The sequence below is a fragment of the Streptomyces adustus genome (assembly GCF_009377175.1).
In the GTDB taxonomy this organism is placed as follows: domain Bacteria; phylum Actinomycetota; class Actinomycetes; order Streptomycetales; family Streptomycetaceae; genus Streptomyces; species Streptomyces adustus.
Genome location: NZ_VJZD01000041.1, coordinates 1 through 24468 on the forward strand (window position 1 = coordinate 1; position 24468 = coordinate 24468).

At 72.8% G+C, this 24468-nt stretch carries 17 protein-coding genes; 5 read left to right on the top strand and 12 right to left on the bottom strand.

The genetic code is table 11. The features are described from left to right. Positions 1-8: 8 nt before the first annotated feature. Both FNH09_RS12915 and FNH09_RS12920 read right to left on the bottom strand, forming a co-directional pair. A complete protein-coding gene (locus tag FNH09_RS12915; protein WP_152887309.1) occupies positions 9-1646 on the bottom strand; it encodes a succinic semialdehyde dehydrogenase in 1638 nt (545 codons plus the stop codon). Between the two features lie 252 nt (positions 1647-1898). Further along, entirely contained in the window at positions 1899-2801 is a 903-nt protein-coding gene (locus tag FNH09_RS12920; RefSeq protein WP_152887311.1) for an MBL fold metallo-hydrolase, read from the bottom strand. A gap of 105 nt (positions 2802-2906) precedes the next feature. Between FNH09_RS12920 and FNH09_RS12925 the strand changes: the two genes are divergently transcribed. Next, on the top strand, positions 2907-3854 hold the full coding sequence (locus FNH09_RS12925) for an AraC family transcriptional regulator (RefSeq protein ID WP_152887313.1): 948 nt from the start codon (positions 2907-2909) through the stop codon (positions 3852-3854). A 77-nt stretch (positions 3855-3931) separates the two neighbouring features. On the opposite strand, the gene FNH09_RS12930 is transcribed toward FNH09_RS12925, so the two are convergent. From FNH09_RS12930 to FNH09_RS12945, 4 genes are all read right to left on the bottom strand, one after another. Continuing rightward, positions 3932-5584, bottom strand: coding sequence for a serine/threonine-protein kinase (locus FNH09_RS12930; protein ID WP_152887315.1), 1653 nt, complete (start codon positions 5582-5584; stop codon positions 3932-3934). A gap of 196 nt (positions 5585-5780) precedes the next feature. Next, positions 5781-7466 (bottom strand): serine/threonine-protein kinase, encoded by a 1686-nt coding sequence (locus FNH09_RS12935; RefSeq protein WP_152887317.1) that lies wholly within the window; start codon positions 7464-7466, stop codon positions 5781-5783. A gap of 181 nt (positions 7467-7647) precedes the next feature. After that, on the bottom strand, positions 7648-10176 hold the full coding sequence (locus FNH09_RS12940) for a protein kinase (protein WP_162468508.1): 2529 nt from the start codon (positions 10174-10176) through the stop codon (positions 7648-7650). A gap of 167 nt (positions 10177-10343) precedes the next feature. Next, on the bottom strand, positions 10344-12392 hold the full coding sequence (locus FNH09_RS12945; protein WP_152887319.1) for a serine/threonine-protein kinase: 2049 nt from the start codon (positions 12390-12392) through the stop codon (positions 10344-10346). A gap of 351 nt (positions 12393-12743) precedes the next feature. Between FNH09_RS12945 and FNH09_RS12950 the strand changes: the two genes are divergently transcribed. Then, complete coding sequence (locus tag FNH09_RS12950; protein WP_152887320.1) at positions 12744-13787, top strand: serine hydrolase domain-containing protein; 1044 nt, start codon at positions 12744-12746, stop codon at positions 13785-13787. A gap of 32 nt (positions 13788-13819) precedes the next feature. On the opposite strand, the gene FNH09_RS12955 is transcribed toward FNH09_RS12950, so the two are convergent. Next, the gene (locus tag FNH09_RS12955) at positions 13820-15526 is read right to left on the bottom strand and encodes an FAD-dependent oxidoreductase (protein ID WP_162468509.1); all 1707 of its coding nucleotides are present in this window, start codon (positions 15524-15526) and stop codon (positions 13820-13822) included. A 274-nt stretch (positions 15527-15800) separates the two neighbouring features. Here FNH09_RS12955 and FNH09_RS12960 point away from each other — a divergent pair, with 274 nt between their 5' ends. Further along, complete coding sequence (locus FNH09_RS12960; RefSeq protein WP_152887321.1) at positions 15801-17009, top strand: nucleotide sugar dehydrogenase; 1209 nt, start codon at positions 15801-15803, stop codon at positions 17007-17009. Positions 17010-17121: 112 nt separating this feature from the next. Here the strand turns inward: FNH09_RS12960 and FNH09_RS12965 are convergent, their stop codons facing one another. The 4 genes from FNH09_RS12965 to FNH09_RS12980 all read right to left on the bottom strand — a co-directional run bounded on the left by FNH09_RS12965 (position 17122) and on the right by FNH09_RS12980 (position 21756). Continuing rightward, a complete protein-coding gene (locus tag FNH09_RS12965; protein WP_162468510.1) occupies positions 17122-18246 on the bottom strand; it encodes a GuaB3 family IMP dehydrogenase-related protein in 1125 nt (374 codons plus the stop codon). A 197-nt stretch (positions 18247-18443) separates the two neighbouring features. Then, a complete protein-coding gene (gene guaB / locus FNH09_RS12970; RefSeq protein ID WP_152887322.1) occupies positions 18444-19949 on the bottom strand; it encodes an IMP dehydrogenase in 1506 nt (501 codons plus the stop codon). A gap of 312 nt (positions 19950-20261) precedes the next feature. Continuing rightward, positions 20262-20849 carry a sigma-70 family RNA polymerase sigma factor gene (locus FNH09_RS12975; protein WP_152887323.1) on the bottom strand — a complete coding sequence of 196 codons (588 nt, stop codon included), beginning with the start codon at positions 20847-20849 and terminating at the stop codon, positions 20262-20264. Positions 20850-21144: 295 nt separating this feature from the next. Beyond that, positions 21145-21756 (bottom strand): response regulator transcription factor, encoded by a 612-nt coding sequence (locus FNH09_RS12980; protein WP_003948568.1) that lies wholly within the window; start codon positions 21754-21756, stop codon positions 21145-21147. 380 nt (positions 21757-22136) lie between these two features. Between FNH09_RS12980 and FNH09_RS12985 the strand changes: the two genes are divergently transcribed. Further along, on the top strand, positions 22137-22466 hold the full coding sequence (locus FNH09_RS12985; RefSeq protein WP_152887325.1) for a WhiB family transcriptional regulator: 330 nt from the start codon (positions 22137-22139) through the stop codon (positions 22464-22466). 266 nt (positions 22467-22732) lie between these two features. On the opposite strand, the gene FNH09_RS12990 is transcribed toward FNH09_RS12985, so the two are convergent. Next, the gene (locus FNH09_RS12990; RefSeq protein ID WP_162468511.1) at positions 22733-23629 is read right to left on the bottom strand and encodes a LysR substrate-binding domain-containing protein; all 897 of its coding nucleotides are present in this window, start codon (positions 23627-23629) and stop codon (positions 22733-22735) included. An 80-nt stretch (positions 23630-23709) separates the two neighbouring features. Between FNH09_RS12990 and FNH09_RS12995 the strand changes: the two genes are divergently transcribed. Next, on the top strand, positions 23710-24378 hold the full coding sequence (locus FNH09_RS12995; protein WP_152887326.1) for an MOSC domain-containing protein: 669 nt from the start codon (positions 23710-23712) through the stop codon (positions 24376-24378). The last annotated feature ends 90 nt before the right edge of the window (positions 24379-24468 follow it).

Genomic DNA, 24468 nt, shown 5'->3' on the forward strand with positions numbered 1-24468 from the left:
GGGCGGGGCTAGCGGAAGCGGAACGCCTTCATGACCTTCAGGCTCCGGCTCATGAACTCCGCGTACTTCTCGTCGCTCATCCCCAGCGCGGGCGCCATCGGCAGCAGTCGCTGCTGGGCGACCGTCTGGGCCTCGGTGTACTTGAGGATGCCCTCGGAGCCGTGGCGGCGGCCGAGGCCGGAGTCCTTCATGCCGCCCATGGGCGACTGGACGCTGCCGTAGGCGGGCGCGTAGCCCTCGTTGACGTTGACCGTGCCGGTGCGCAGGCGGGCGGCGACCTCCCGGCCGCGCCGGCCGTCCTTCGTCCAGACCGACGAGTTCAGACCGTACGGCGTGGAGTTCGCGTGCTCGACCGCCTCGTCGTCGGAGCCGAAGCGGTAGATCGACACGACCGGGCCGAAGGTCTCCTCGGTGCACACGGACATCGGGGCCTCGACGCCGTCGAGGATGGTCGGCTCGAAGAAGTAGGGGCCGATGTCCGGGCGGGCGACCCCGCCGGCGACGAGCTTGGCGCCCTTGGCGACGGCCTCCTCCACATGCCGCTTCACGGTCTCCAGCTGGCGTTCGCCGACCAGGGAGCCCATGTCGGCGCCGTAGGCGAGGGAGGTGCCCAGGCGCATGGCCCGGGTGCGGGCGGCGAAGCGCTCCAGGAAGGCGTCCGCGATCGACTCGTGGACGTACAGCCGCTCGATGGAGATGCAGAGCTGGCCCGCGGAGGAGAAGCAGGCGCGGACGGCGCCCGCGGCCGCCTTCTCGATGTCGGCGTCCGCCAGCACCAGCATGGCGTTCTTGCCGCCGAGTTCGAGGGACACCCCCACCAGACGGGCGGCGGCGCCCTGGGCGACCTCGCGGCCGGTGCGGGTGGAGCCGGTGAAGGAGACGTAGTCGGCGTGCTTGACGACCTCGGGGCCGACCACCGGTCCGTCGCCGAGGACGACCTGGAAGACGCCGGCGGGCAGCCCGGCCTCGATGAGCAGGTCACGGGCCCACAGCGCGGTCAGGCAGGTCTCGGTGTCCGGCTTCATCACGACCGCGTTGCCCGCGACGAAGGCCGGCAGGGCGTCGCCGACGGACAGTTCGAGCGGGTAGTTCCACGGCGCGATCTGGCCGACGACACCCCGCGGGTGGCGCAGCTCGGTGACCCTGGTGAGGGTGGGCATGGCGCCCGCGTGCCGCTTGGGCCGCAGATAGGCGGGTGCCTTGCGGCCGTAGTGACGGGCGGCGACGGCGACGGCCTGCACCTCCTCGTGGGCGTGCAGCCGGGCCTTGCCGGTCTCCAGCTGGATCAGGTCCAGCACCTCGGCCTGGCGGGCGAGGACGAGGTCGTGGAAGCGGAGCAGGACGGCGGCCCGCTGCCGTACGGGGGTCCGCTCCCAGACGGCCTGGGCGGCGCGCGCCGCCTCGAAGGCCCGGCGGACGTCCTCGGGGGTGGACTCGGGCAGATCGGCCAGCTTCTCGCCGGTGAACGGCGTGTGGTTGGCGGTCCGGCCCGAGCCGACCACGCCCTTGGTGAGCTGGGCGACCAGCTCGGGGGTGACCACGTCGGCGGCGGTACGGGCGCCCGCGGGAGCGGGGGCGAGGGGGTTGGTGCCGGTCTGTCCGGGGGTGCCCGTGCCGGTCTTCTCCGGGGCCTGCGAGTCCGTCATGAGCCGCAGCGTATGCCGGTGCGGAGGCTTTGGGTACCCGTCGGTAATCGGGATTCACCGAGTACACACACGCCGCCAGCAGTCACTGGCAACAAAGGCGCTGATCAGGGCGTGTTCCCCTCGATCTCCAGCCGTTCACGGGCGTCCGCGAACTTCGCCGCTTCCGGAGTCGCCCAGGATCCGCCCCGCCCGGGGTTGTCCGCCCCGCCCGGGACCGATCGGCTCCCCCAGGGCCGACCTGCCCGCCCGGGGCTATCCGGCCCAGGGCACGGGCGTGAACGCGCCGCCCCGGCGCCGCACCTCCATCACTCCGGTTCCGCCGAAGTGCGCCGGGATGACCAGCTCGCCCAGTTCCGCGGCCCGTTCGAGGACATGGCGGCGGCCTGCCGCGGCCCGGCGCGGATCGAGGCAGAAGCAGCTGCTGCACTCGGGGTGCACGATCTGCACCGGGCTGTGCAGCACGTCCCCGACGAACACCGCCCGCTCGCCCCGGGAGGCGACCCGCAGGACGGCGGAGCCGGGGGTGTGACCGGGGACGGACTCCAGGGTGAGGTGCGCGTCGACACGGTGGACGCCGTCCCAGAGCCGGACCTGCCCGGCGCGGTGCACGGGCGCGACGCTGTCCTCGTAGGTCAGCCGGTCGTCCACCCGTACGCCGCCCCCGTAGCCGCCCGTGGGGCCGAAGTGGGCGTCGTCGGCGGCCGGGATCAGATAACGGGCCCGGGGGAAGGTGGGCACCCACTCCCCCGCCTCGTCCCGGGTGTTCCAGCCGACGTGGTCGCCGTGCAGGTGGGTGTTGACGACGACGTCGACGTCCTCGGGGCGGACACCGGCCCGGGCCAGCCGCCCCAGGAAGTCCCCTCGGCGTCGGTGGAACAGGGGATTCCCGGGCCGTTCACGGTCGTTGCCCACACCGGTGTCCACCAGTACGGTCCGTCCGCCGGAGCGCACCACCCAGGTCTGGAGGGCGACCACGGCCAGGTCGCCGTCCGGCTCCCAGTGGTCGGGGGCCAGCAGTTCCCGGTGCTCCTTCCAGACCTCGGGACCGCAGTCCGGGACGAGGGCGCGGGTCGGCGCGTAAGGGGCCTGCCACTCGACGATACGGAGGATCTCGACGTCGCCGAGGGTGAGACTCTGCACGTGTTCATCGGTCATGGCGGCAAGCCTAGGAAGGACCAGGTGAGCTTCACGATGCCTGATCGGCTCCTGTCGATACGCGAACGTCTCACTGGCAAGCCTCTGAACGCCTAGGCTGACCCCATGGACGTGGTCAGCGACGCGATCTCCGCCATGCGCATCGGGCGCCCCTCCTCCCAGCGGCTGCGAGTGGGCGGACGCTGGTGCACCCGGCTCGCCCCGTACGAGGGAGCCGGCTTCCACGTGGTGCTGGCGGGCGGCTGCTGGCTGCTGCCGGACGGCGGAGGCGAACCGGTCGCGCTGGGTCCGGGCGACGCGGTGCTGCTGCCGCACGGGACGGGCCATGTGCTGGCCGACGGACCGGCGGACCCGGCGGAGGCGGGCCGGGCGGTGCCGTTCGAGGAGGTGCACGGAACCGGACCCGGCATCGGCACCGGAACGGGCATCGGCAGTCCCGGCGGCGGCGGGCGGGCGACCGAGCTGCTGTGCGGGAAGTACCGCCTGGACCGCAGCCGGGCGCACCCTCTGATGGCCGAGCTGCCGGAGGTGGTGCATCTGCCCAACCGGGTCGGCGAGCACCCCGAACTCCGCACCGCCGTGGACCTGCTCGCCCGCGAGCTGGACGACCGGCGCCCCGGTTCCTGCCTCGCCGTGCCGAGCCTGCTCGACCTCCTGCTCGTCTACATGGTCCGCGCCTGGACGGCGGACGCGGAGGCGGGCGCATGGCCGGCGGTGCTGAGCGATCCCGTGACCACGGCCGCCCTGCGCGCCCTGCACTCCGACCCGGCCGCCCCCTGGAGCAACGAACGCCTGGCCGCCGAGGCGGGCGTCTCCCGCGCCACCCTGGCCCGCCGGTTCACCGGGCTCGTGGGCCGGCCGCCGATGGCGTATCTCACCTGGTGGCGGCTGACCCTGGCGGCGACGCTGCTGCGGAGCTCGGACGCGCCGCTGGCCTCGGTGGCCCGCCGGACCGGATACAGCAGCCCCTACGCCCTCTCGCACGCGTTCAGCCGGGAGTTCGGCGTCACTCCCGGGAAGTACCGGCTCCCGGGCACCGAGCGGCACCCCTGACCGTCCCGGCCGGCCGGAATTGCGGCGGACGCCTGACGTCGGGCCCGTACCGCCGGAATTCCGGCGGACGCCGGACGTCAGGCCCGTACGAACGTGTCGACGGCGACGTCGAAGTACTCCCGGGCCTCCCGCACCTTCCCCACCGGCGCCGACACCCACACGTCGTACATCCGCCCGTTCTCCTCCCAGCACAGGTCGAAAGTGTGCCGGGGGCCCTCGGCCGTGCTGAAGCCCTGCCAGCTGAACTCCCAGAGGGCGGCGGGCCGTCCGTTGTGGGCGGTCTCGACGACCCGGCCGTCGTGGTAGCCGGGGTTGGTGTCCGGGCCCTCGGCGGCGGAGCGCCGCATCACCGCGAGCGGGCCGCCCGGCTTGGTGTCGCTCACTTTGATGCCGAGCCGGAAGACCTCCCCCGGTGACATGTAGAAGATCCGCTCGCCCTGGGGCTTGCGGGTGAAGTCGTCCGGCACCGCGAGCGAGAAGCCGGCCGGGTCGTCGGCGAGGCGGTAGCCGGAAGGGGCGGTGGGACGGTTCGCGGACGCGGGGGCGGGCGAGTGCGTCACGGCCGCGGTGTCCGTGCCGGAGGCGGGGGCGGAGGCCGAGCCGGTGGAGCTAGTGGCGCCCGTGGCGCCGTGCGACGGCGAGGCCGGCCGTGAGCTGACGGGGCCGTGCGAGGGCGAGGACACCGGCGTGCCGCTCCCGTCGCCGCCCCCGTGCATCAGCAGGGCCGCGGCCGACACGCCCGCCCCCGCCATCGCGGCGACCAGCAGCGCGGCCACCAGCACCCCGCGCGTGGAGGGGGCCGGGTCGGCCGGGGCGGGCTCCGCCCGGCTGGGCGACTCGGGCCGGCTCCGCGGCTCGGGGCGCGTCGGCGTGTAACCGGAGGACGCCGGTTTCGGGGTGCGGCCGGTCTCCAGGAAGGCCCGCAGCATCCGCTCCGCCTCCGCCGCCTCCAGCCGCTGCTCCGGATCGCGTTCGAGCAGGCCCCGTACGACCGGAAGCAGTGGCGCGGCCTGCTCGGGCGTACGGATGTCGTCGGAGACCACGGCGTGCAGGATGCCGCCCAGGGAGTCGCGCCGGAAGGGTGACGCGCCGCTGAGGACCGTGCACAGCAGCGCCCCCAGGGACCACAGGTCGGAGGCCGGTCCGGCACCGGCGCCGGACATCCGCTCGGGCGCGGTGTACTCGGGCGAGCCGACGAAGGCACCGGTGTCGGTGATCGTGGTGGCACCCGCGACCTGGGCGATGCCGAAGTCGGTGAGCACGACCCGGCCGTCCTCGCCGACCAGGACGTTCGCCGGTTTGATGTCGCGGTGCAGGACACCGGCGGCGTGCGCCGCGCGCAGCGCGCTCAGCAGGGCGATGCCGATCCGGGCGGCCTCGCCGACGTCGACCGGGCCGCGCCGGGCGATCCGGTCGGCCAGCGAGCCGCCGTCGATCAACTCCATCACGATGTAAGGGCGTTCGTCCTGCTCGACGACGTCGTGCACGACGATGACGTGCGGGTGGCGCAGCTGGGCGACCGCCCGGGCCTCGCGCAGCGTACGGTCGTGCTGCCTGCGGGTCTCCTCCGGGGAGAGCGTCTCGTCGAAGGCGACCTCCTTGACCGCCACCTGACGGCCCAGCAGTCGGTCGGTGGCACGCCAGACGACGCCCATGCCTCCGCGACCCAGCCGGGCCTCCAGCCGGTACCGGCCCGCGATCACGCGGGAGTCGTCCCCCTCGGTCCCCATGAGTCTCATCATGCCGCACCGGACGCCCGCCCTCCGGGCCGCCCACCGGCCAAATCCACCCACTCGGGGCTGATTCACGACCGGTGGGTTCCGTCACAACGTGCCGGTCACGAACGGTCGTTCACACCCGGCCGGAAGCACCGGGCGAGACGGGGGGCCTGAACGTCCGGGTGGAACGCCCCGGCCGGTCAGGACGTCACGCCTCGGGCTGCCAGCTCTGGAGCAGCCGCTTGAACTGCTCCTGCGTGGTGGGCCAGTCCGCGGCGGGCGAGGACATGTACAGCGCGTACTCCACGCCGTTGCGGGCGATGTACACCTCGTCGATCGCGTGCCGCGGTCCGGGGAACTTCGTGTCCTTGGCCAGCGCCGTCCACGTGTACTCCCACAGCGAGGCCCGGCGGTCTCGGTAGGTGTTCGCCCCCAGCTGGAGCTTCTTGTAGTCGACCAGACGGGTGAGCTGCTGGTCGAGGTCGAGCTGGTGCTGGTAGGGATCGGCGAAGTCCGGGGACGTGTCGAGGGCGATCCGTACGAAGTGCTCGCCGCCGTCGGGCGAGTAGTCGATCTGCTTGAGGTCGCCTTCGTCGCTGAAGACCGACCGCTTCCAGCCCTTGGGCAGGGCGATGCTGAAGCCCAGCGGGTCGGGGACGGTCTTCCAGCTGTCGGGGGCCGTCGCCGGGTCGGTGTCCGACGTGCCCGACGCGCTCGACGTCGGGTCGGGCGACTGGCCGGAGGAGCCGGTGTCCGCCCGCTGGCGGCGGGTCTTGTCCCACTGGTGCAGCCCCACCGCCGTGGCTCCGCCGACCAGGGCGGCGAGCACGACCACCAGGACGAGCGAGCGCAGCCGACGCCTGCCGGGGCGTGCGGACGGCACGGTCCCGGCCGGGACCGCGGCGGTGCCCGGCGGCCCCATCGGCGTCGGCCCCACGACCGTCGCCCCGGTCCCGGGCCCGGTGGCCGGCGCCCCGTACGCGGGCCCGTACTCCGTCGCACCGGTCCCCGTCTCCCGCAGCCCGGGAGCGACGGAGCCACCGTGCTGCGTCGGCACGAACGCCTGTGCCGCGCTGGGCCGCCGTCCCTCCGCCGCCTCGGCGAGCATCTGCTCGGCCTGCGCCGCGTCCGGACGGGCGGCGGGGTCCTTGCGCAGCAGGGCGCTGATCACGGGCTCCAGCGGACCGGCGTACTGCGGCCCGGCGACCTCCTCCTCGACGACCGCCTGCATGGTGGTCAGCGGCGAGGTGCGGCGGAACGGCGAGCGGCCCTCCACCGCCGTGTACAGCGTCGCGCCGAGCGCCCACAGGTCGGAGGAGGGACCGGGGTCGTGGCCGCGGACGCGCTCGGGCGCCAGGTAGTCGACGGAGCCCACGACCTCGCCGGTGCGGGTGATGGTGCTGTCGCCCTCGATCTGGGCGATGCCGAAGTCGGTGAGCAGGACGCGGCCGTCGTTGCCGAGCAGCACGTTGCCGGGCTTGACGTCCCGGTGCAGGACGCCCGCGGTGTGCGCGGCGGTCAGGGCGCGCAGCACCCACAGACCGATCCGCGCGGCCTCGGTGGCCTCGACGCGCCCCTGCTCCTTGACCTCGTCGGCCAGCGAGCGGCCCTCGACCAGCTCCATCACGATCCACGGACGGCCGTCGTGTTCGAGGACGTCGTGCACGGTGACGACGGCCGAGTGGTTGATCCGCGCGGCGGCCCGCGCCTCCGCCCGGGTGCGCGCGAGCAGCACGCCCCGGTCCCCGTCGGAGACGTACAGCGCCGCGGTCAACTCCTTGATCGCGACGGTCCGGTGCAGCAACTCGTCGTGCGCCCGCCATACGCGGCCCATGCCGCCGCTGCCGATCGGGTCGGCCAGCCGGTAGCGACCCGCGAGGAGCAGGCCCTGCATCTGATTCACGTTGCCCCGCAATGCTCTTGACAGGCTCAGACTAAGGACCGGTCCGCGTCCAGGGAACACGCGGAGCGCCAAGGACACCGCACTGTGACGGTTGTCGCTTCTGGCCCGCCGCGGGAACCGCGGCCTCACGGTCCGCGAAGCGGCGCGGCGCGCCGGTGCGCCGCTTTCCGGATCAGCCGGTGAACTGGTAGGTGGACGACGCCTGTTCGTACAGTTTGGTCACCTCGTCGCGCTCGGCCTCGGGGCCGCGCACCTGCACCACGTGGTAGCGCCCGTCGATCAGGATCGCCAGGTTGCGCACGAACAGCTGGCGCCCGCCGGCGTCACTCCAGGTGAACTGGCCCTCGGCCATGGTCCGTCCGCCCACCTCGATCGTCCGCAGCCCGCCGGAGGTGGCCCAACTGGACGCCCGGTAGGGCCCCAGCTCGTACTCCTTCTCCCGCTGGTAGACCATCGGATCGGTGCCGTACGTCGAGGCGCGGTCCCGGCCGGGCACCACGATCAGCTCGAAGTCCCCGTGGGTGTAGAGCACTTGGCCGAGCCCGTTCTTCGGGGTGCGGTCCCAGCCGTTCGCCACCGCGATCCGGAAGCCCTCGGTGTCCTTGCGCACGGTGAAGCCGTCGGCGACGTCGGGGCCGCCGGTCTGCGTCGCGGTGGGACCGGAGGACGCGGAGGAGCTCCCGCCGTCCGCGGGCGAGGTCTGGTCGGGTCGGGGCTCGCTGCTCGCCTCGGGGACGGTGTCCCCCTGCGCGGGCGTCGTACGCGCCGAACCGGCGGTGCCGGCCGCGCCGGTGTCCGTGGCCTTCGGCATGAACAGCACGGCGTACGCGATCGTCCCGGCCAGCGCGAGCAGGATCAGCAGGAGCAGGGTGCGGCCCAGGCGGCGCGGCGAGCCGGACGGTTCCTGCCTGGCCCGCTTGTGCCGGCCGTGCGCCGTGGTGGCGGGCAGTCCGGCGCGGCGCCTGCGCACCAGTTCGCCGCGCCGCCGCACGATCGGCAGTCGGCTCGGGTCGACGGGCGGCGCCGCCACGACGTGCACACCGGCGTCCGGCTCCGGTGCCGAGCGCACCAGCGAGCGCAGCCAGCCGCCCAGTTCCTCGAAGTCGATCCGCTCGGTGGGGTCCTGGCGCAGCAGCGACTCCACCACCGGGCGCAGCGCTCCGCACTCCTCGGCGAACGCGGGCGGTTCCGCGCACACCATCTGGACCAGCTCGGCCGTCGACTCCTCCGGATACGGGGCATGCCCCTGTACGGCCCTGAAGAGCAGCGCGCCCAGCGCCCACAGGTCGGTCGCGGGCCCGATGGGCGCGGCGAGCTGCCAGTTCTCGTGCACGGGTCCCGCCTGCTCCGGCGCCCAGCGCTCGGTCACCGGGCCCACCAGCGCCATCCGCGCCTGCCGGGCCCGCTCGGCGGCCAGCGCCGTCGCCGGACCGCGCCGGACGGGGGCGCCGGGGGCGGCGTCGCCCCAGCGGGCCGGGGGCTGCGCAGGATCGGCCGGCAGGAGGGCGCCACGGGCCCCGGGCACGGGAGCCACGGGGCGCGGCTGAGCCCCCTGCCAGGGCGCTCCGCGCACGCCGTAGGGGTCGGCGATCTGCCCCGGCGGCACACTGCCCGTCGGGGTCTGCACCGTGCCGGCCGTGGGCTGCCCAGCGCTCCCGGGGGCGTACGGCGGCTGCGGTCCGCCGTCGGGGCTCGTGCCGTCGGGAGCCGGACGGGCTCCGGGCAGGGCCGGTCGGCCGTTCTGTTGCAGGTCCTGGACCCGGGCCGCGGCCCGTGCGCCCGCGCGGTACGCGGCGATCGCGCCGGCCCGCGCGGCCCGGACGTCCCCGCCGCTCACCGGCGCCGCCCTGCGGGCCACGGCGGCCGAGGCGCCGCCCGGGCCGGCGGCCGGTTCGGTTCCGGTCTGCGGCAGGCCTCCGGCGGCCCGTGCCTCGATGGCGGCCCGCCGGGCGGCCTCGGGATCGACGGCGCCGACCCCGCCGGGGCCACCGAGGGCGCCCTGGGGGCCCGTGAGGTCTCCGGGCGCGCCGACGGGCCCGGGGCCGGCTGCCGTGCCGTCCTCGGCCCCGTCCTCGGGCGGCACCGGGTCGTATCCGCACAGCGCCTCCTGGGCCGTGCCGACCGCGAGCCCGGTCAGCATGACCCGGCCGTCCTCGCAGACCAGCACCGTGCGGGCGGTGATGTTGCGGTGGACCCAGCCGTGCGCGTGCAGCACCCGCAGCGCCATGAGCACATCGGAGGCGACCTCGGCCGCCCGGTACGGCGACAGCGGCTTCTCGGCGAGCAGCGCCGCCAGCGGCCGCGCGGCCACCAGCTCGCTGACGACCCAGAGCGAACCGCCCTCGGCGAACACGTCGAAGACCTGGTCGAGCCGCGGATGGTCGGGGATCCGCGCGGCCGCCTGGGCGGCCTCCACCGCCCGCCGCACCACGGGATCGGCCGGCCTCCGGGTGCTCGCGTCCGTGCGCGGACGCGACGCCGGCCGTCGGGGCGCACGGTCACGCGCCGTGAACCCCTCGGGCAGCCCGTCCGCGTCGAGCACCTCCGCCTCGACGACCTCCGGCAACGGCACCTGCCTGACGAGGACTTCCTGTCCGCTGTAGGTGTCGAAGGCGCGGCTCTCGGTGAGTTCGTACTCGTCGGAGGGCGGCAACGGCAGGCGGTAGCGGTCGGCGAGCACCCGGCCCGCGTAGTCGTCCACTGTGCCTCCCCCGGCCGCCCGGTCGGTCAATTCCGTTCGTCCCGCGGCCCGTTCCGACCGCATAGCGGGATGCGTACGGTCCGCAAGTACTCACGATACGTGCCGGAGGCAACCCGCAATGAGAGGTTGACCGATCTCGGGCCCCCGGCCCTCGGGGACCGGCACCCTCACTTCTTCGGCTGGAAGGTCTCCGTCAGCGTCTGCCAGGTGCTCTTGCGCAGTTCGCCGTCCCACTCCGACGCCTTCGCCGTGTACATCAGGGCGTAGCCGAGGTGGTTGTTGACGACGAACCCGCGGTCGACGGTCCGGTACTGCGTGCCGCCGTCCACGTAGGTGAACTCCCAGTCGGCGGTGTTCCAGCCGCGGTACTGCACCGCCTGTATCCGGATCTTCTTGTACTGCGAGCGCGTCATGTAGCGCTCCTGGTTCTCCCAGTCCGCCTTCGGGTCGCCCTTGGGCGTGGTGGTCCAGGCGACCAGCAGCTTCTGTCCGTCGGGCCCGGTGAAACGGTCACCCGCGGAGTCCGAGGACTGGTACTTCCACCCCGCGGGCAGGCCGATCGAGTACCCCTGGCCGCCGTCGTGCGTGGACGCCACCGCGGCGGCGGTGTCGCTGGAGGTAGCGGTGTTGTCGTCCGTGCTGGACGAGCCGCCCGAGGACGCGTCCGACGCCGTGCCGTCCGTGGCGCCGGTCGTGGAGTCCGACTTCGTCCCCTGGGAGGCGGACTGCGAGGCGTCGTCGTCCCCACGGGACCCGCCGCTCGTGTCCTCCTTGGTGCCGACGCTCGCGCTCTGGCCGGCCCCGGCCTTGGCGCCGCCGCCGTTCCCGTCGCCGCTGTCGTCGCCCCCGCCGAGGTTGAGGGCCAGCACGATGCCGATCACCGCCAGCACCACCACCACGGCGATGATCAGCAGGGTCCGCTTCGGCACCACGTCGGTGATCGGCGCCTTGGGCACGGACCTCGGCGGCAGATCCGGCAGATCCGGCGGCGTCATCACGGGCCAGCCCGAACTGCGCCCGGCCGCGGTCGCGTTGCCGCCGCCCTGGGCGGCCCGCTCGGCCGCGCCCGCGCCGGGGCCGGAACCGGCGGAGTCGGCCGGCGCGCTCGCGGACACCGACGGGGACGCCGCAGCCGCCGCGCCGGCGGACTTGGCACGGCTCGCGGCGGCCGAGGTCGTCGCACCGGCGACCACGGCGGCCTTGCGCACCGAGCGCAGGGCTCCGCGCAGCTTGTCCGCCGCCTCCTCGCCGCGCTTGTTCCCGGCTCCCGTCGTGCTCCCTTGGCCCTCGGACGAGTCCGGCAGCTCGGGCAGCGGCACGACCTTCGTCGCGTCCGCAGGCTCGCGCTCGGCGGTCTTGGACGCGGAAGCCCGGATCACCTTGTTCAGCATGGCCCGCGCGCCCGCGTCGTCGAGGCGCAGCGCCGGATCCTTGGTGAGCAGTCCGTAGATGACGTCCCGCAGCGGGCCCGCGTTCTTCGGCTCCTCCAGCGGCTCGGTCATCACCGCCGTGAGCGTCGCTATCGCGGAGCCCTTGTCGTACGGCGGGGATCCCTCGACCGCCGCGTAGAGCAGTCCGCCGAGCGACCACAGGTCGGCGGCGGGGCCGGGCTTGTGGCCGCGGGCGCGCTCCGGGGAGATGTAGGAGGGGGCGCCGACAAGCATGCCGGTGGAGGTGATGGACGGGTCGCCCTCGACCTGGGCGATGCCGAAGTCGGTGAGCACGACCCGGCCGTCCTCGGCGATCAGCACGTTCGACGGCTTCACGTCACGGTGCAGGATGCCCTCGCGGTGCGCCGAACGCAGCACGTCGAGGATCGCCAGGCCGACCTCGGCCGCGCGCCCGGGCTCCAGCACGCCGTCCTCACGGATGGCCTCGGCGAGCGACTTGCCCTCGACGAGCTCCATCACGATCCACGGCCGGTCGTCCTCGTCGACCACGTCGTAGACCGTCACCGCGCTGTTGTTGCGGATTCTGGCGATGGCCTTCGCCTCGCGCAGCGTCCGCGTGATCAGCCGGCGCTTCTCCTCGTCGTCGATGTTCGTCGGGAACCGCAGCTCCTTGACGGCTACCGTGCGGCCGAGAGTCTCGTCCTCGGCGCGCCACACCGTACCCATGCCGCCGCGGCCGAGCACATCTCCCAGCCGGTACCGCCCCGCGAGGAGACGTGCGCTCTTCCCCTGACGGGATGTCCCCGCCCGCTCCGCCTCCGACATGCGTCCCCTCATGCAACCCGCCCTGACAGAGCCTCCATTGTCCCCCACCCGACAAGTGCTCGACGCCCAGGGTGCCCATCTCCGCGCGGCGGGGTCCGGACACCGGATCACGGGTCCCCCGGAACCCGCCCGTCAATCCCGCCGGCCGAACCCGGCCAAGGCCTCCGGCGGTTTCCGGCCAAGGTCCCGAGCGGGTCCCGGCCAGGACTCAGACCCGGTCCCGGCCCTCGCCCCGATCCGTTCCCGGCCCGGGCTCCCACCCGGTCCGGCCGCGTCCCGGCAACCCGCCGATCCGTCGAAACCGGCGCCCCGCCACCCGGCATGATGGGCCGTGACAAGGGAGGGACCGGGATGCCGCCGCGCCGGACGCTGCTCGCCGTGCCCGTCTCCCTGCTGCTTCTCAGCCTGGCCCCGGCCGGCTCACAGGCACACTCCAGCCCGCCCACGGACACGGTCCTCGCGCAGCTGACGACCCGGGGCAGGGCGCCGGCGGCGGCCCTGCTGGCCCAGGACGGGACAACCACCCGGTACGCCCACGACGGTCCTGGAATCTCCCGCTCCGACCACTTCCGCGCGGGCAGCATCACGAAGACCTTCATCGCGACGGTCGTCCTGCAACTGGCCGCCGAGCACCGGCTTTCGTTGTCCGACACCGTGGAGCGGCACCTGCCCGGCCTGGTGCGCGGGGCGGGCAACGACGGGCGCGCGCTGACCCTGCGTTCCCTGCTCACCCACACCAGCGGTCTGTACGACTACACCCGGGACACCGGGGGCACCCTCCCCCTCACCGCCACCCGGGCCGTACGGATCGCGCTCACCCACCCTCCGGCCGACCGTGGCCGATTCGCCTACTCCAACACCAACTACGTCGTGCTCGGCATGGTCGTCGAACAGGTCACCGGCCACTCGTACGCCACCGAGACCACGCGCCGCATCATCGCTCCGCTGGGTCTGACGGGCACCTCCTTCCCCGGCTCCCGCACCTCCCTGCCCTCACCGCACGGCCGCGCCTACGCCGCCGACGGGTCCGACGTCACCGCGCTGGACCCACGGGTGGCCGGGGCCGCGGGCGAGCTGGTGACCACGCTCGCCGATCTGGACCGCTTCTACGCGGCGCTGCTGGGCGGCGAGTTGCTGCCCCCGGGCGAGCTGCGCGAGATGCTCGACACCCGTGCCGCACACGGCTTGTACGGCATGGGGCTGTTCCCCGTGAAGCTGCCGTGCGGGACCACGGTGTGGGGACACAACGGGCGCATCACCGGCAGCTACGTGCGCACCGCGGCCACCTCGGACGGCCGTCATGTCCTCACCTTCCGGGTGAACACGACGGAGATCGCGGCCCCCGACCTGGAACCGGCCCTCCTCACCGCCGAGTTCTGCCCCGTCACCTCGTGAGACGGCCGACGTCCCACGACGCCACGGCCGCCCTACAACGGCACGATGTCCGGCGCCCCCAGCCGGGCCGCGTCCGCCGTCAGGTCGTCGGGCTGGAGCTGCGACTCCCGCTCCGCCTCCACCCGCTTCTCGTAGTGCTCGATCTCGCGCTCGATCTGGCTCTTGTCCCAGCCCAGCACCGGCGCCATCAGCTCCGCGGCCTCACGGGCGCTGAGCGTGCCCCGGTCGAAGGTCTCGATGGAGATGCGGGTGCGCCGGGTCAGCACGTCGTCCAGGTGCCGGGCGCCCTCGTGGGAGGCGGCGTAGACGATCTCGGCGCGCAGGTAGTCGTCGGCCGCCCGCAGCGGCTCCCCCAGCGAGGGGTCGACGGCGATCAGGTCGAGCAGCTCCTGCGTCGCCGAACCGAAGCGGTTCAGCAGATGCTCCACGCGCACCACGTGCAGTCCGGTCCGCGCGGCGATCCGCGCCCGCGCGTTCCACAGCGCCCGGTAGCCCTCCGCGCCCAGCAGCGGGATGTCCTCGGTGACGCACTCGGCGACCCGCATGTCGAGCCCGTGCACCGCCTCGTCCACCGCGTCCTTGGCCATCACCCGGTAGGTGGTGTACTTGCCGCCCGCCACGACCACGAGCCCCGGCACGGGATGGGCCACGGTGTGCTCGCGGGACAGCTTGCTGGTGGCGTCCGACTCACCGGCCAGCAGCGGGCGCAGTCCCGCGTACACGCCCTCGACGTCGTCCCGCGTCAGCGGCACCGAGAGCACCGAGTTCACATGCTCCAGCAGATAGTCGATGTCGGCGCTGGAGGCGGCCGGATGGGCCTTGTCGAGGCTCCATTCGGTGTCGGTGGTCCCGATGATCCAGTGCCGGCCCCAGGGAATGACGAACAGGACGGACTTCTCGGTGCGCAGGATCAGTCCGGTGGAGGAGTGGACCCGGTCCTTGGGCACGACCAGGTGGATGCCCTTGGAGGCACGGACGTGGAACTGCCCGCGCTCCCCCACCATCGCCTGCGTGTCGTCGGTCCACACTCCGGTCGCGTTGACGATCTGCTTCGCGCGGACCTCGTACTCCCCGCCGCCCTCGACGTCCTCGACCCGGGCGCCGACCACGCGCTCGCCCTCGCGCAGAAAGCCGGTCACCCGCGCCCGGTTCGCGGCATGGGCGCCGTACAGGGCGGCGGTGCGCACCAGCGTGGCCACGTAACGGGCGTCGTCCATCTGGGCGTCGTAGTACTGAAGGGCGCCGACGAGCGCGTCCTTCCTCAGACACGGAGCGACCCGCAGGGCGTGACGCCGGGTCAGATGCCGGTGCGTGGGCAGGCCGCGGCCGTGGCCACGGGCCATCGACATGGCGTCGTAGAGCGCCACGCCCGAACCGGCGTACAGCCGCTCCCAGCCCTTGTGCTGCAACGGATACAGGAACGGCACCGGCTTCACCAGATGCGGCGCGAGGCGCTCCAGCAGCAGGCCGCGCTCCTTCAGCGCCTCTCTGACCAGCGCGAAGTCCAGCATCTCCAGATAGCGCAGGCCGCCGTGGATCAGCTTGCTGGACCTGCTCGACGTGCCCGACGCCCAGTCGCGCGCCTCGACCAGTCCCGTGGACAGGCCGCGCGTCACGGCGTCGAGAGCGGTGCCCGCGCCGACGACACCACCGCCGACGACGAGCACGTCCAGCTCACGCTCGGCCATGGATGCCAGTGACTCGGCGCGCTGCGCCGGTCCCAGTGTCGCTGTCCTCACCGCTGCCTCCCGCTCGTCGGTCGCGCCGGGCGCACCCCGTGGTGCTGGATCGGGTCCGCATCCCCCATGCCCCAATCCTGACCGGGATGCCCGACTTCAGCCACCAGTCGCTCCCAGCCTGTGGACAACATTCGCGGGACTGCCGGGAAACACAGCCGACCAATACCGCATCAAGGTCATATTTACTCCTAGTGTGACATTGCGCTTCGCTCGTCTTGTCCACACGGCTTGCGCACCTGTCCCGCTTCGGCTATTGGGAAGGACGGCCCACGTCATGCCCGCAGATCTCGCCGTCATCGGACTCGGTCCTCTCGGCCTGCCCCTGGCCCAGGCAGCCGTCGCCGCCGGTATCGCCACGCTCGGATACCCGACCGGGCCGGAATCCGGCTCGCTCAGCCCCGCCGAACTGCGCCGGATGCTCTCGGGGGGCTTCCGGACCGCCGCCGGACCGGCCGAGCTCGGCCGCGTCCGCACCGCGGTCATCTGCGCGCCGACCCCACGCGGCGCCGACGGCGGATTCGACCTGAGCCAGGTGGAGACGGCCGCCCGCACCCTGGCCGAGCGGCTGCGACCGCACACCACCGTGATCCTGGAGTCCCCCGTGTACCCCGGGACGACCGAGGAATTCCTGCGTCCGCTGCTGGAGGAGGTCTCGGGGCTGCGGGCCGGCCGCGACTTCCATCTCGCCTACGCGCCGGGCCGGGTGGACCCCGGCAACCGCGACTTCACCCCGGCCAACACCCCCAAGGTCATCGGCGGCCTCACGCCCGCGTGCACCGAGTCCGCCGCCGCCTTCTACGGCCGGCTCACCGACAAGGTGGTACGCGCGCGTGGCCCCCGCGAGGCCGAGACCGTGCACCTCCTGGAGACCAACTACCGGCACGTCAACATCGCCCTCGTCAACGAGATGGCCGTCCTCTGCCACGACCTGGGCGTCGACCTGTGGGACGTCATCCGCTGCGCGGAGACCAAGCCGTTCGGCTTCCAGGCCTTCCGTCCCGGCCCCGGCGTCGGGGGCCACGCCGTCCCGCAGGACCTGGCCGGGCAGGCGGGCCGCACCCTGCGGATGGTCGAGCTGGCCCAGCAGGTCAACAGCCGGATGCCCCGGTACGTCGTGCAGCGCGCCGCGGCCCTCCTCAACGAGCACGGGAAGTCGGCGCGCGGCGCGCGCGTGCTGCTGCTCGGCATCACCTACAAGGCCGACCTGGCCGACCAGCAGGCCACCCCCGCGCACGAGATCGCGACCCGCCTCATGGAGCTCGGCGCCTCCGTCAGCTACCACGACCCGCACGTGCCGTCCTGGAGCGTCCTGGACCGCCCGGTGCCCCGCGCGGACTCCCTCTACGAGGCGGCGGCCCACGCCGACCTCACGATCCTTCTCCAGCAGCACCGCACGTACGACATGCAGGGCCTGTCGGTGAAGGCCCAGCTCCTGCTCGACACCCGGGGCGCCACTCCGACGGGATCGGCACACCGGCTGTGACCGGGGGTGCCGCCCCCGGGCCGCCCGGGCGCGCGAAAGGGCCGGCCACCTCTCCGACGAGAGGTGACCGGCCCTGACCGGCGTCCCGCGGCATGCGCCGCAGGCCTGCGGCCTACCGCTTGTGCTGCGAGTCCGCGACCGTCACCTCGACGCGCTGGAACTCCTTCAGCTCGCTGTAGCCGGTGGTGGCCATGGCCCGGCGCAGGGCGCCGAAGAGGTTCATCGAGCCGTCCGGGGTGTGCGAGGGGCCGGTGAGGACCTCCTCCAGCGTGCCGACCGTGCCGAGGTCGACCTTCTTGCCGCGCGGCAGCTCCTCGTTGACGGCCTCCATGCCCCAGTGGTGGCCCTTGCCGGGCGCGTCCGTGGCACGGGCGAGCGGGGAGCCCATCATCACCGAGTCGGCGCCGCAGGCGATCGCCTTGGGCAGGTCGCCGGACCAGCCGACCCCGCCGTCCGCGATCACGTGCACGTACCGGCCGCCGGACTCGTCCATGTAGTCGCGGCGGGCGGCCGCCACGTCGGCGACGGCCGTGGCCATCGGGACCTGGATGCCCAGCACGTTGCGCGTGGTGTGCGCGGCGCCGCCGCCGAAGCCGACCAGCACACCGGCCGCGCCGGTGCGCATCAGGTGCAGGGCCGCGGTGTACGTGGCGCAGCCGCCGACGATCACCGGGACGTCCAGCTCGTAGATGAACTGCTTCAGGTTCAGCGGCTCGTGCGAGCCGGAGACGTGCTCCGCCGACACGGTCGTACCGCGGATGACGAAGATGTCCACGCCCGCGTCGACGACCGCCTTGGAGAACTGGGCCGTGCGCTGCGGGGACAGCGCCGCCGCCGTGACCACGCCGGAGTCGCGCACCTCCTTGATGCGCTGCCCGATCAGCTCCTCCTTGATGGGAGCCGCGTAGATCTCCTGGAGTCGCCGGGTGGCGGTGTCGTCGTCCAGTCCGACGATCTCGTCGAGCAGCGGCTGTGGGTCCTCGTACCGCGTCCACAGGCCCTCGAGGTTGAGCACGCCCAGGCCGCCCAGCTCACCGATGCGGATCGCGGTGGCCGGGGAGACGACCGAGTCCATGGGGGCGGCCAGGAAGGGCAGCTCGAAGCGGTAGGCGTCGATCTGCCAGGCGATCGAGACCTCCTTCGGGTCCCGCGTACGACGGCTGGGGACGACGGCGATGTCGTCGAAGGCGTACGCCCGGCGGCCGCGCTTGCCTCGCCCGATCTCGATCTCAGTCACGTCTGTGGCCTTTCCCTCTGCGTTTCAGCGTCTACCAGTATCGCCGACGGGCACGCCGAGGGCGGCCCCGGAGCTCCGGAGCCGCCCTGGTCCACACCTCGTCCACACCTCGGACGTGCCGTCGTACCCGACCTGGTGCGTGTCTCGTACGACCTCACGCGCGCGTGCCCCCGTACGGGATCACGCGCGCGTGCGGGTCACTTGCTGCGGCTGTAGTTGGGTGCCTCGACCGTCATCTGGATGTCGTGCGGGTGGCTCTCCTTGAGGCCCGCGGAGGTGATCCGCACGAAGCGGCCCTTGGACTCCATCTCCTCGATGGTGGCGGCGCCCACGTAACCCATGGTCTGGCGCAGACCGCCGACGAGCTGGTGCAGCACGTTCGCGAGCGGGCCGCGGTAGGGCACCTGGCCCTCGACGCCCTCGGGCACGAGCTTGTCGTCAGAGGAGACCTCGGCCTGGAAGTAGCGGTCCTTGGAGTAGGAACGGCCCTGGCCGCGGGACTGCATGGCACCGAGCGAGCCCATGCCGCGGTACGACTTGAACTGCTTGCCGTTGATGAACAGCAGCTCGCCCGGCGACTCCTCGCAGCCCGCCAGCAGGCTGCCCAGCATCACCGTGTCGGCGCCGGCGGCGAGCGCCTTGCCGATGTCGCCGGAGTACTGCAGGCCGCCGTCACCGATCAGCGGGACGCCGGCCGCGCGGGCGGCGAGGGACGCCTCGTAGATGGCGGTGACCTGCGGAACACCGATGCCGGCGACCACGCGGGTGGTGCAGATGGAGCCGGGGCCCACGCCCACCTTGATGCCGTCGACACCGGCGTCGATCAGCGCCTGCGCGCCGTCGCGGGTGGCGACGTTGCCGCCGATCACGTCGACCGACACGCTCGACTTGATCTTCGACATCCAGCTGAGGGCGTTGCTGTTGTGGCCGTGCGAGGTGTCGACGACCAGGAAGTCCACGCCGGCATCGGCGAGGGCCTGGGCGCGCTCCAGCGCCTCGGGGCTGGCGCCGACGGCGGCACCGACCAGCAGGCGGCCCTCGGCGTCCTTGGCGGCGTTGGGGTACTTCTCGGCCTTGACGAAGTCCTTGACCGTGATGAGGCCCTTGAGGACGCCGTCGTCGTCGACCAGCGGAAGCTTCTCGATCTTGTGCTTGCGCAGCAGCTCCATGGCCTCGACACCGGTGGTGCCGACCTTGCCGGTGACCAGCGGCATCGGCGTCATGACCTCGCGCACCTGGCGGCTGCGGTCGGACTCGAAGGCCATGTCGCGGTTGGTGACGATGCCGAGGAGCTTGCCGGCCGGGTCGGTGACGGGCACACCGCTGATGCGGAACTTCGCGCAGAGCGCGTCCGCGTCGGCGAGCGTCGCCTCCGGGTGGACCGTGATGGGGTCGGTGACCATGCCGGACTCGGACCGCTTGACCAGGTCGACCTGGTTCACCTGGTCCTCGACCGAGAGGTTGCGGTGCAGCACGCCGACGCCGCCGAGGCGGGCCATCGCGATCGCCATGCGGGACTCGGTCACCTTGTCCATGGCGGCCGAGAGCAGCGGAATGTTGACGCGCACGTTGCGCGAGATGCGGGACGAGGTGTCGACCGCGTTGGGGAGCACTTCCGATGCACCCGGCAGCAGCAGCACGTCGTCGTAGGTCAGCCCGAGTGTCGCGAATTTTCCGGGCACTCCGTCGACGTTGGCAGTCATGACACCTTCCCCAAATGGCCTTGATCGGTGCGGATGTCCATGCTAACGGGAAGCAGGGGTCGCTCATTCCACGGTTTCCACGGTCCGGAGCGACTTCGGGGTTCGTATGTTCGTACGGAAACCTGTACGGGCACTCGTACGGGAACGAGGGATCGCCCGTTCAGGTCCGGCGCGCGACCGGGGGCCCGGACGGCCGGGTCCGGTCGGCAACCGAGGGCCCGGACGGCCGGATCCGGCGCGCGAGCGAAGGCCCGAGCGGCCGGACCGGTCCCCTGCCACCGACCGGAGATTCGGCCCGGCGACATGGCGCGCTCACTGCTCGGCGAGCGCCCGCAGCCTGCTGAGCGCACGGTGCTGAGCCACCCGGACCGCACCGGGTGACATTCCCAACATCTGACCCGTTTCCTCCGCCGTCAGCCCCACCGCGATCCGCAGCAACAGCAGCTCACGCTGGTTCTCGGGAAGGTTGGCCAGCAGTTTCTTCGCCCACTCCGCGTCGCTGCTGAGCAGCGCCCGCTCCTCGGGACCCAGCGAGTCGTCGGGGCGTTCCGGCATCTCGTCGGACGGGACGGCCGTCGACCCGGGGTGACGCATCGCGGCCCGTTGGAGATCGGCCACCTTGTGCGCGGCGATGGCGAAGACGAACGCCTCGAACGGGCGGCCGGTGTCCCGGTAGCGGGGCAGGGCGAGGAGGACGGCGACGCAGACCTCCTGCGCCAGGTCCTCCACGAAGTGGCGCGCGTCGCCCGGCAGCCGGGACAGCCGCGTGCGGCAGTACCGGATCGCCAGGGGATGGACATGGGCGAGCAGGTCGTGCGTGGCTTGGTCGTCCCCGTCGACGGCACGGTGGACCAGTGCACCGATCGCCCCGGGGGCAGTGGCCACGTCGTCCTCACGCATCGGACCATGGTGCCCTGCGGCCGACTGGTCCGCGGCACCGCGTCCATCGTTGTGCACCGAAGCGTTATGAGCAGGTGCGCCGGAACTCATCTCCTGCGCCCTCCTCTTCAGCTCGACCGACTCGTCCCCGAGGAACTCCACACCTCAAGGATGCGGCATCCGCGGCGAAACAGGCAGCGGGCCTCGGGCGAGCCCGGTTGCCGTCCCCGCTAACCGTGAGGTAAGCGGGGACCACCTGGGACTTCCTACGGGTTCTGCTGCCCCCTCTACGACGCGCCCGGTCCATCCGGCACGCCTAGCGCACCAGGCCCCAGCGGAACCCGAGCGCCACCGCGTGCGCACGGTCCGAGGCGCCGAGCTTCTTGAAGAGGCGTCGGGCGTGCGTCTTGACGGTGTCCTCGGAGAGGAACAGCTCCCGGCCGATCTCGGCGTTGGAGCGGCCGTGGCTCATGCCCTCCAGTACCTGGATCTCACGCGCGGTGAGCGTGGGCGCGGCACCCATCTCGGCCGAGCGCAGGCGGCGCGGGGCGAGGCGCCAGGTCGGGTCGGCGAGGGCCTGTGTGACCGTGGCGCGCAGTTCGGCGCGCGAGGCGTCCTTGTGCAGATAGCCGCGGGCGCCGGCGGCCACCGCGAGGGCGACTCCGTCCAGGTCCTCGGCGACGGTGAGCATGATGATGCGCGCACCGGGGTCGGCGGACAGCAGCCGCCGTACGGTCTCGACGCCGCCCAGGCCGGGCATGCGTACGTCCATCAGAATCAGGTCCGAGCGGTCGGCCCCCCAGCGGCGGAGGACTTCCTCGCCGTTGGCCGCCGTCGTCACGCGCTCGACGCCGGGCACGGTCGCGACCGCGCGGCGGAGCGCCTCTCGGGCAAGCGGGGAGTCGTCGCAGACGAGGACGGATGTCATGGCCGCCCTCCGCAGCTGATGCGCGTCACCTTGTGCCTCCAGGCTGTTACGAATCGTCACCTGTGCGGTCGACCGTCTCGGACGCCTGCCCGAGCGTTTGCGTTCTCAACCGCATCCGCACTCTCAACGACGGTCACTCGAAAGAGTTACGGGGCTCTGTGCCATCTTCGGCACTCTACGTGAGGGGACGGACACGGGGCAGTCGCGCGCGGCGGTCCTACCGTCTTTCATCACAAGCCATGCCCCATTTAGACCCATTTCTTCCCATCTGTTGGTGTCCGAGGCTAGATTCGCAATGAGTCATATTTTCATCTCCTTAGATCGTAGATGTACGGTCGTGAGCACCGTATCCGCTCAGAACGGCTGCAAGGGGTCACGCAATGGCAGATTTCTCCCGCCTTCCCGGACCGAACGCGGACCTGTGGGACTGGCAGCTCCTCGCCGCCTGCCGCGGGGTGGACAGCTCGCTGTTCTTCCACCCGGAGGGCGAGCGCGGAGCGGCTCGGAGCGCTCGTGAGAACTCGGCCAAGGAGGTCTGCATGAGGTGTCCGGTCCGCGCGCAGTGCGCGGCGCACGCACTGGCGGTGCGCGAGCCGTACGGCGTGTGGGGCGGATTGACCGAGGACGAGCGCGAAGAGCTCATGGGCCGGGCGCGCAACCGGCTCGTATCGGCGTCGGCCACCGCCATGGACGGCGGCTCGAACACCTGAAGGAACGTTTTTTCATTTACGTCTGAACATCACGCACGAACGTCATGACGCCATAGCCGGAGCGCCAGGGACAGCCATGGCCGGAGCGCCATGGACATGCAGGCATGGCCTGGCGGCAGTGCGGCCACCACCGGGGAGCTGTACGCCCCCGGCATTCGCTATGTGCGGCGTCTCCGCGTCATGCGCGGCGCCTCTGCGTTCGTGTTGTGCGGCGCCCCGATGCCCGGACGCCCGGCGCTTCCGGCGCTTCCGGCACTTCCGGCGCCTCAGCGGACGGCCGCGCGCTCCAGCTCCGCCAGCGTCGCCGCCACCGCCGGCACCTGAGCCAGATCGGGCAGCGTGAGCGCGACGATCCTCCGCCGTACCGCCGGCTCCACCGTCACGGTGCGCACCCCTCTGGGCCGTACGGACTCGACCGCGAGCTGGGGCAGCACGGCGACGCCGAGACCGGCACCCACCAGGCCGACCACCGCGGGGTAGTCGTCGGTGGCGAAGTCGATGCGCGGGGTGAAGCCCGCGCTCTCGCACGCCTCCACCAGTTGTCCGCGACAGCGCGGGCAGCCCGCGATCCACGGTTCCCGGGCGAGTTCGCCGATGTCCACGGACTGCGCGCGGGCGAGCCGGTGGTGTTCGGGCACCAGGCCCACCAGACGGTCGGTCAGCAGAGGGCGTACGACGAGGTCGTCCCATTCCTCCGCGCCCGCCGCGCTCTCGTAGCGGAAGGCGAGCGCCACGTCGCAGTCGCCGTCGCGGAGCTTCTCGACCGACTCGGGCGGCTCGGCCTCCTCCAGGGAGACGCGGGTGCCGGGATGTGCGGCGCGCAGGGCGGCGAGGGCGGCGGGCACGAGGGTGGAGCTGCCGCTGGGGAAGGAGACCAGCCGGACCCGGCCCGCGCGCAGACCGGCGATGGCGGCGACCTCCTCCTCGGCGGCGGTGAGTCCGGCCAGGATGCCCGCCGCGTGCCGGACGAGGGCCTCGCCGGCCTGGGTCAGGCGCATCTCGCGGCCGCTGCGGATGAGCAGCGGAGTGCCGACCGACGCCTCCAGGGCCTTCATCTGCTGACTGACGGCGGGCTGGGTGCAGCCCAGCTCGCGCCCCGCCGCCGAGAAGGAGCCGCTGGCGGCGACGGCGCGCAGAACGCGGAGATGACGGGCCTCGATCACCCTTCGAGCATAAGCGCTTCTTGGATGCGGCGCCCGATAATGCGTCGACGCTTTGGGAGCGGGCCCTTTAACGTGGATCCATGGAGCTTCTCTCGGTGAACCTGGGCCGCCCGCGGGCCGTGCCCTACACGGATCAGGCGGAGGGCCTGACCGGCATCGACAAGCGGCCGGCCGAAGGACCCGTGCAGGTGGCCGCCCCCGGACCGAAGGGGACCGGCGGGAGCGGGCTGGCCGGGGACGCGGTGTGCGACAGACGGCACCACGGCGGCGACGACCAGGCCGTGTACGCCGTCGCGCGCGAGGACCTCGACGACTGGGAACGCGCACTGGGCCGAAAGCTCGCCAACGGCATGTTCGGCGAGAACCTCACGACCCTCGGGGTCGACGTGTCCGGCGCGCGGATCGGCGAGCGCTGGCGCGTCGGGCACGCGGTGGTGCTGGAGGTGACCTGCGGGCGGATCCCGTGCCGCACCTTCCAGGGCCACCTGGGCGAGTCGAGGTGGGTGAAGCGGTTCACGCAGAAGGGTGCCCCGGGCGCCTATCTCCGGGTGATCGAACCCGGTGAGATCAGGGCGGGCGATCCGGTCGAGATCGTGCACCGGCCCGACCACGACGTGACCGTGGCCCTCCAGTTCCGGGCGTCCACGACGGAACGGGAACTGCTGCCGCGACTGCTCCCGGCCGGCGAGGCACTGCACCCGGAGTCGCTGGCCGCGGCCCGGAAGTACGTGGAACAACAGCGGTCCTGAACCGTCGTCACGCGCCCCCGGAAAAGCCTCGTACACCCCGGGAGGCCGCGTGGGCCAAGCGTTCCCGGACCGTCCGGAAGCCTTGCGAGC

What these genes read in the sequence shown, in the direction of transcription:
- FNH09_RS12915 (WP_152887309.1), bottom strand. Translation starts at nt 1,646, where the DNA reads ATGACGGACTCGCAGGCCCCGGAGAAGACCGGCACGGGCACCCCCGGA.
- FNH09_RS12920 (WP_152887311.1), bottom strand. Translation starts at nt 2,801, where the DNA reads ATGACCGATGAACACGTGCAGAGTCTCACCCTCGGCGACGTCGAGATC.
- FNH09_RS12925 (WP_152887313.1), top strand. Translation starts at nt 2,907, where the DNA reads ATGGACGTGGTCAGCGACGCGATCTCCGCCATGCGCATCGGGCGCCCC.
- FNH09_RS12930 (WP_152887315.1), bottom strand. Translation starts at nt 5,584, where the DNA reads ATGGGGACCGAGGGGGACGACTCCCGCGTGATCGCGGGCCGGTACCGG.
- FNH09_RS12935 (WP_152887317.1), bottom strand. Translation starts at nt 7,466, where the DNA reads ATGCAGGGCCTGCTCCTCGCGGGTCGCTACCGGCTGGCCGACCCGATC.
- FNH09_RS12945 (WP_152887319.1), bottom strand. Translation starts at nt 12,392, where the DNA reads ATGTCGGAGGCGGAGCGGGCGGGGACATCCCGTCAGGGGAAGAGCGCA.
- FNH09_RS12950 (WP_152887320.1), top strand. Translation starts at nt 12,744, where the DNA reads ATGCCGCCGCGCCGGACGCTGCTCGCCGTGCCCGTCTCCCTGCTGCTT.
- FNH09_RS12960 (WP_152887321.1), top strand. Translation starts at nt 15,801, where the DNA reads ATGCCCGCAGATCTCGCCGTCATCGGACTCGGTCCTCTCGGCCTGCCC.
- guaB (WP_152887322.1), bottom strand. Translation starts at nt 19,949, where the DNA reads ATGACTGCCAACGTCGACGGAGTGCCCGGAAAATTCGCGACACTCGGG.
- FNH09_RS12975 (WP_152887323.1), bottom strand. Translation starts at nt 20,849, where the DNA reads ATGCGTGAGGACGACGTGGCCACTGCCCCCGGGGCGATCGGTGCACTG.
- FNH09_RS12980 (WP_003948568.1), bottom strand. Translation starts at nt 21,756, where the DNA reads ATGACATCCGTCCTCGTCTGCGACGACTCCCCGCTTGCCCGAGAGGCG.
- FNH09_RS12985 (WP_152887325.1), top strand. Translation starts at nt 22,137, where the DNA reads ATGGCAGATTTCTCCCGCCTTCCCGGACCGAACGCGGACCTGTGGGAC.
- FNH09_RS12995 (WP_152887326.1), top strand. Translation starts at nt 23,710, where the DNA reads ATGGAGCTTCTCTCGGTGAACCTGGGCCGCCCGCGGGCCGTGCCCTAC.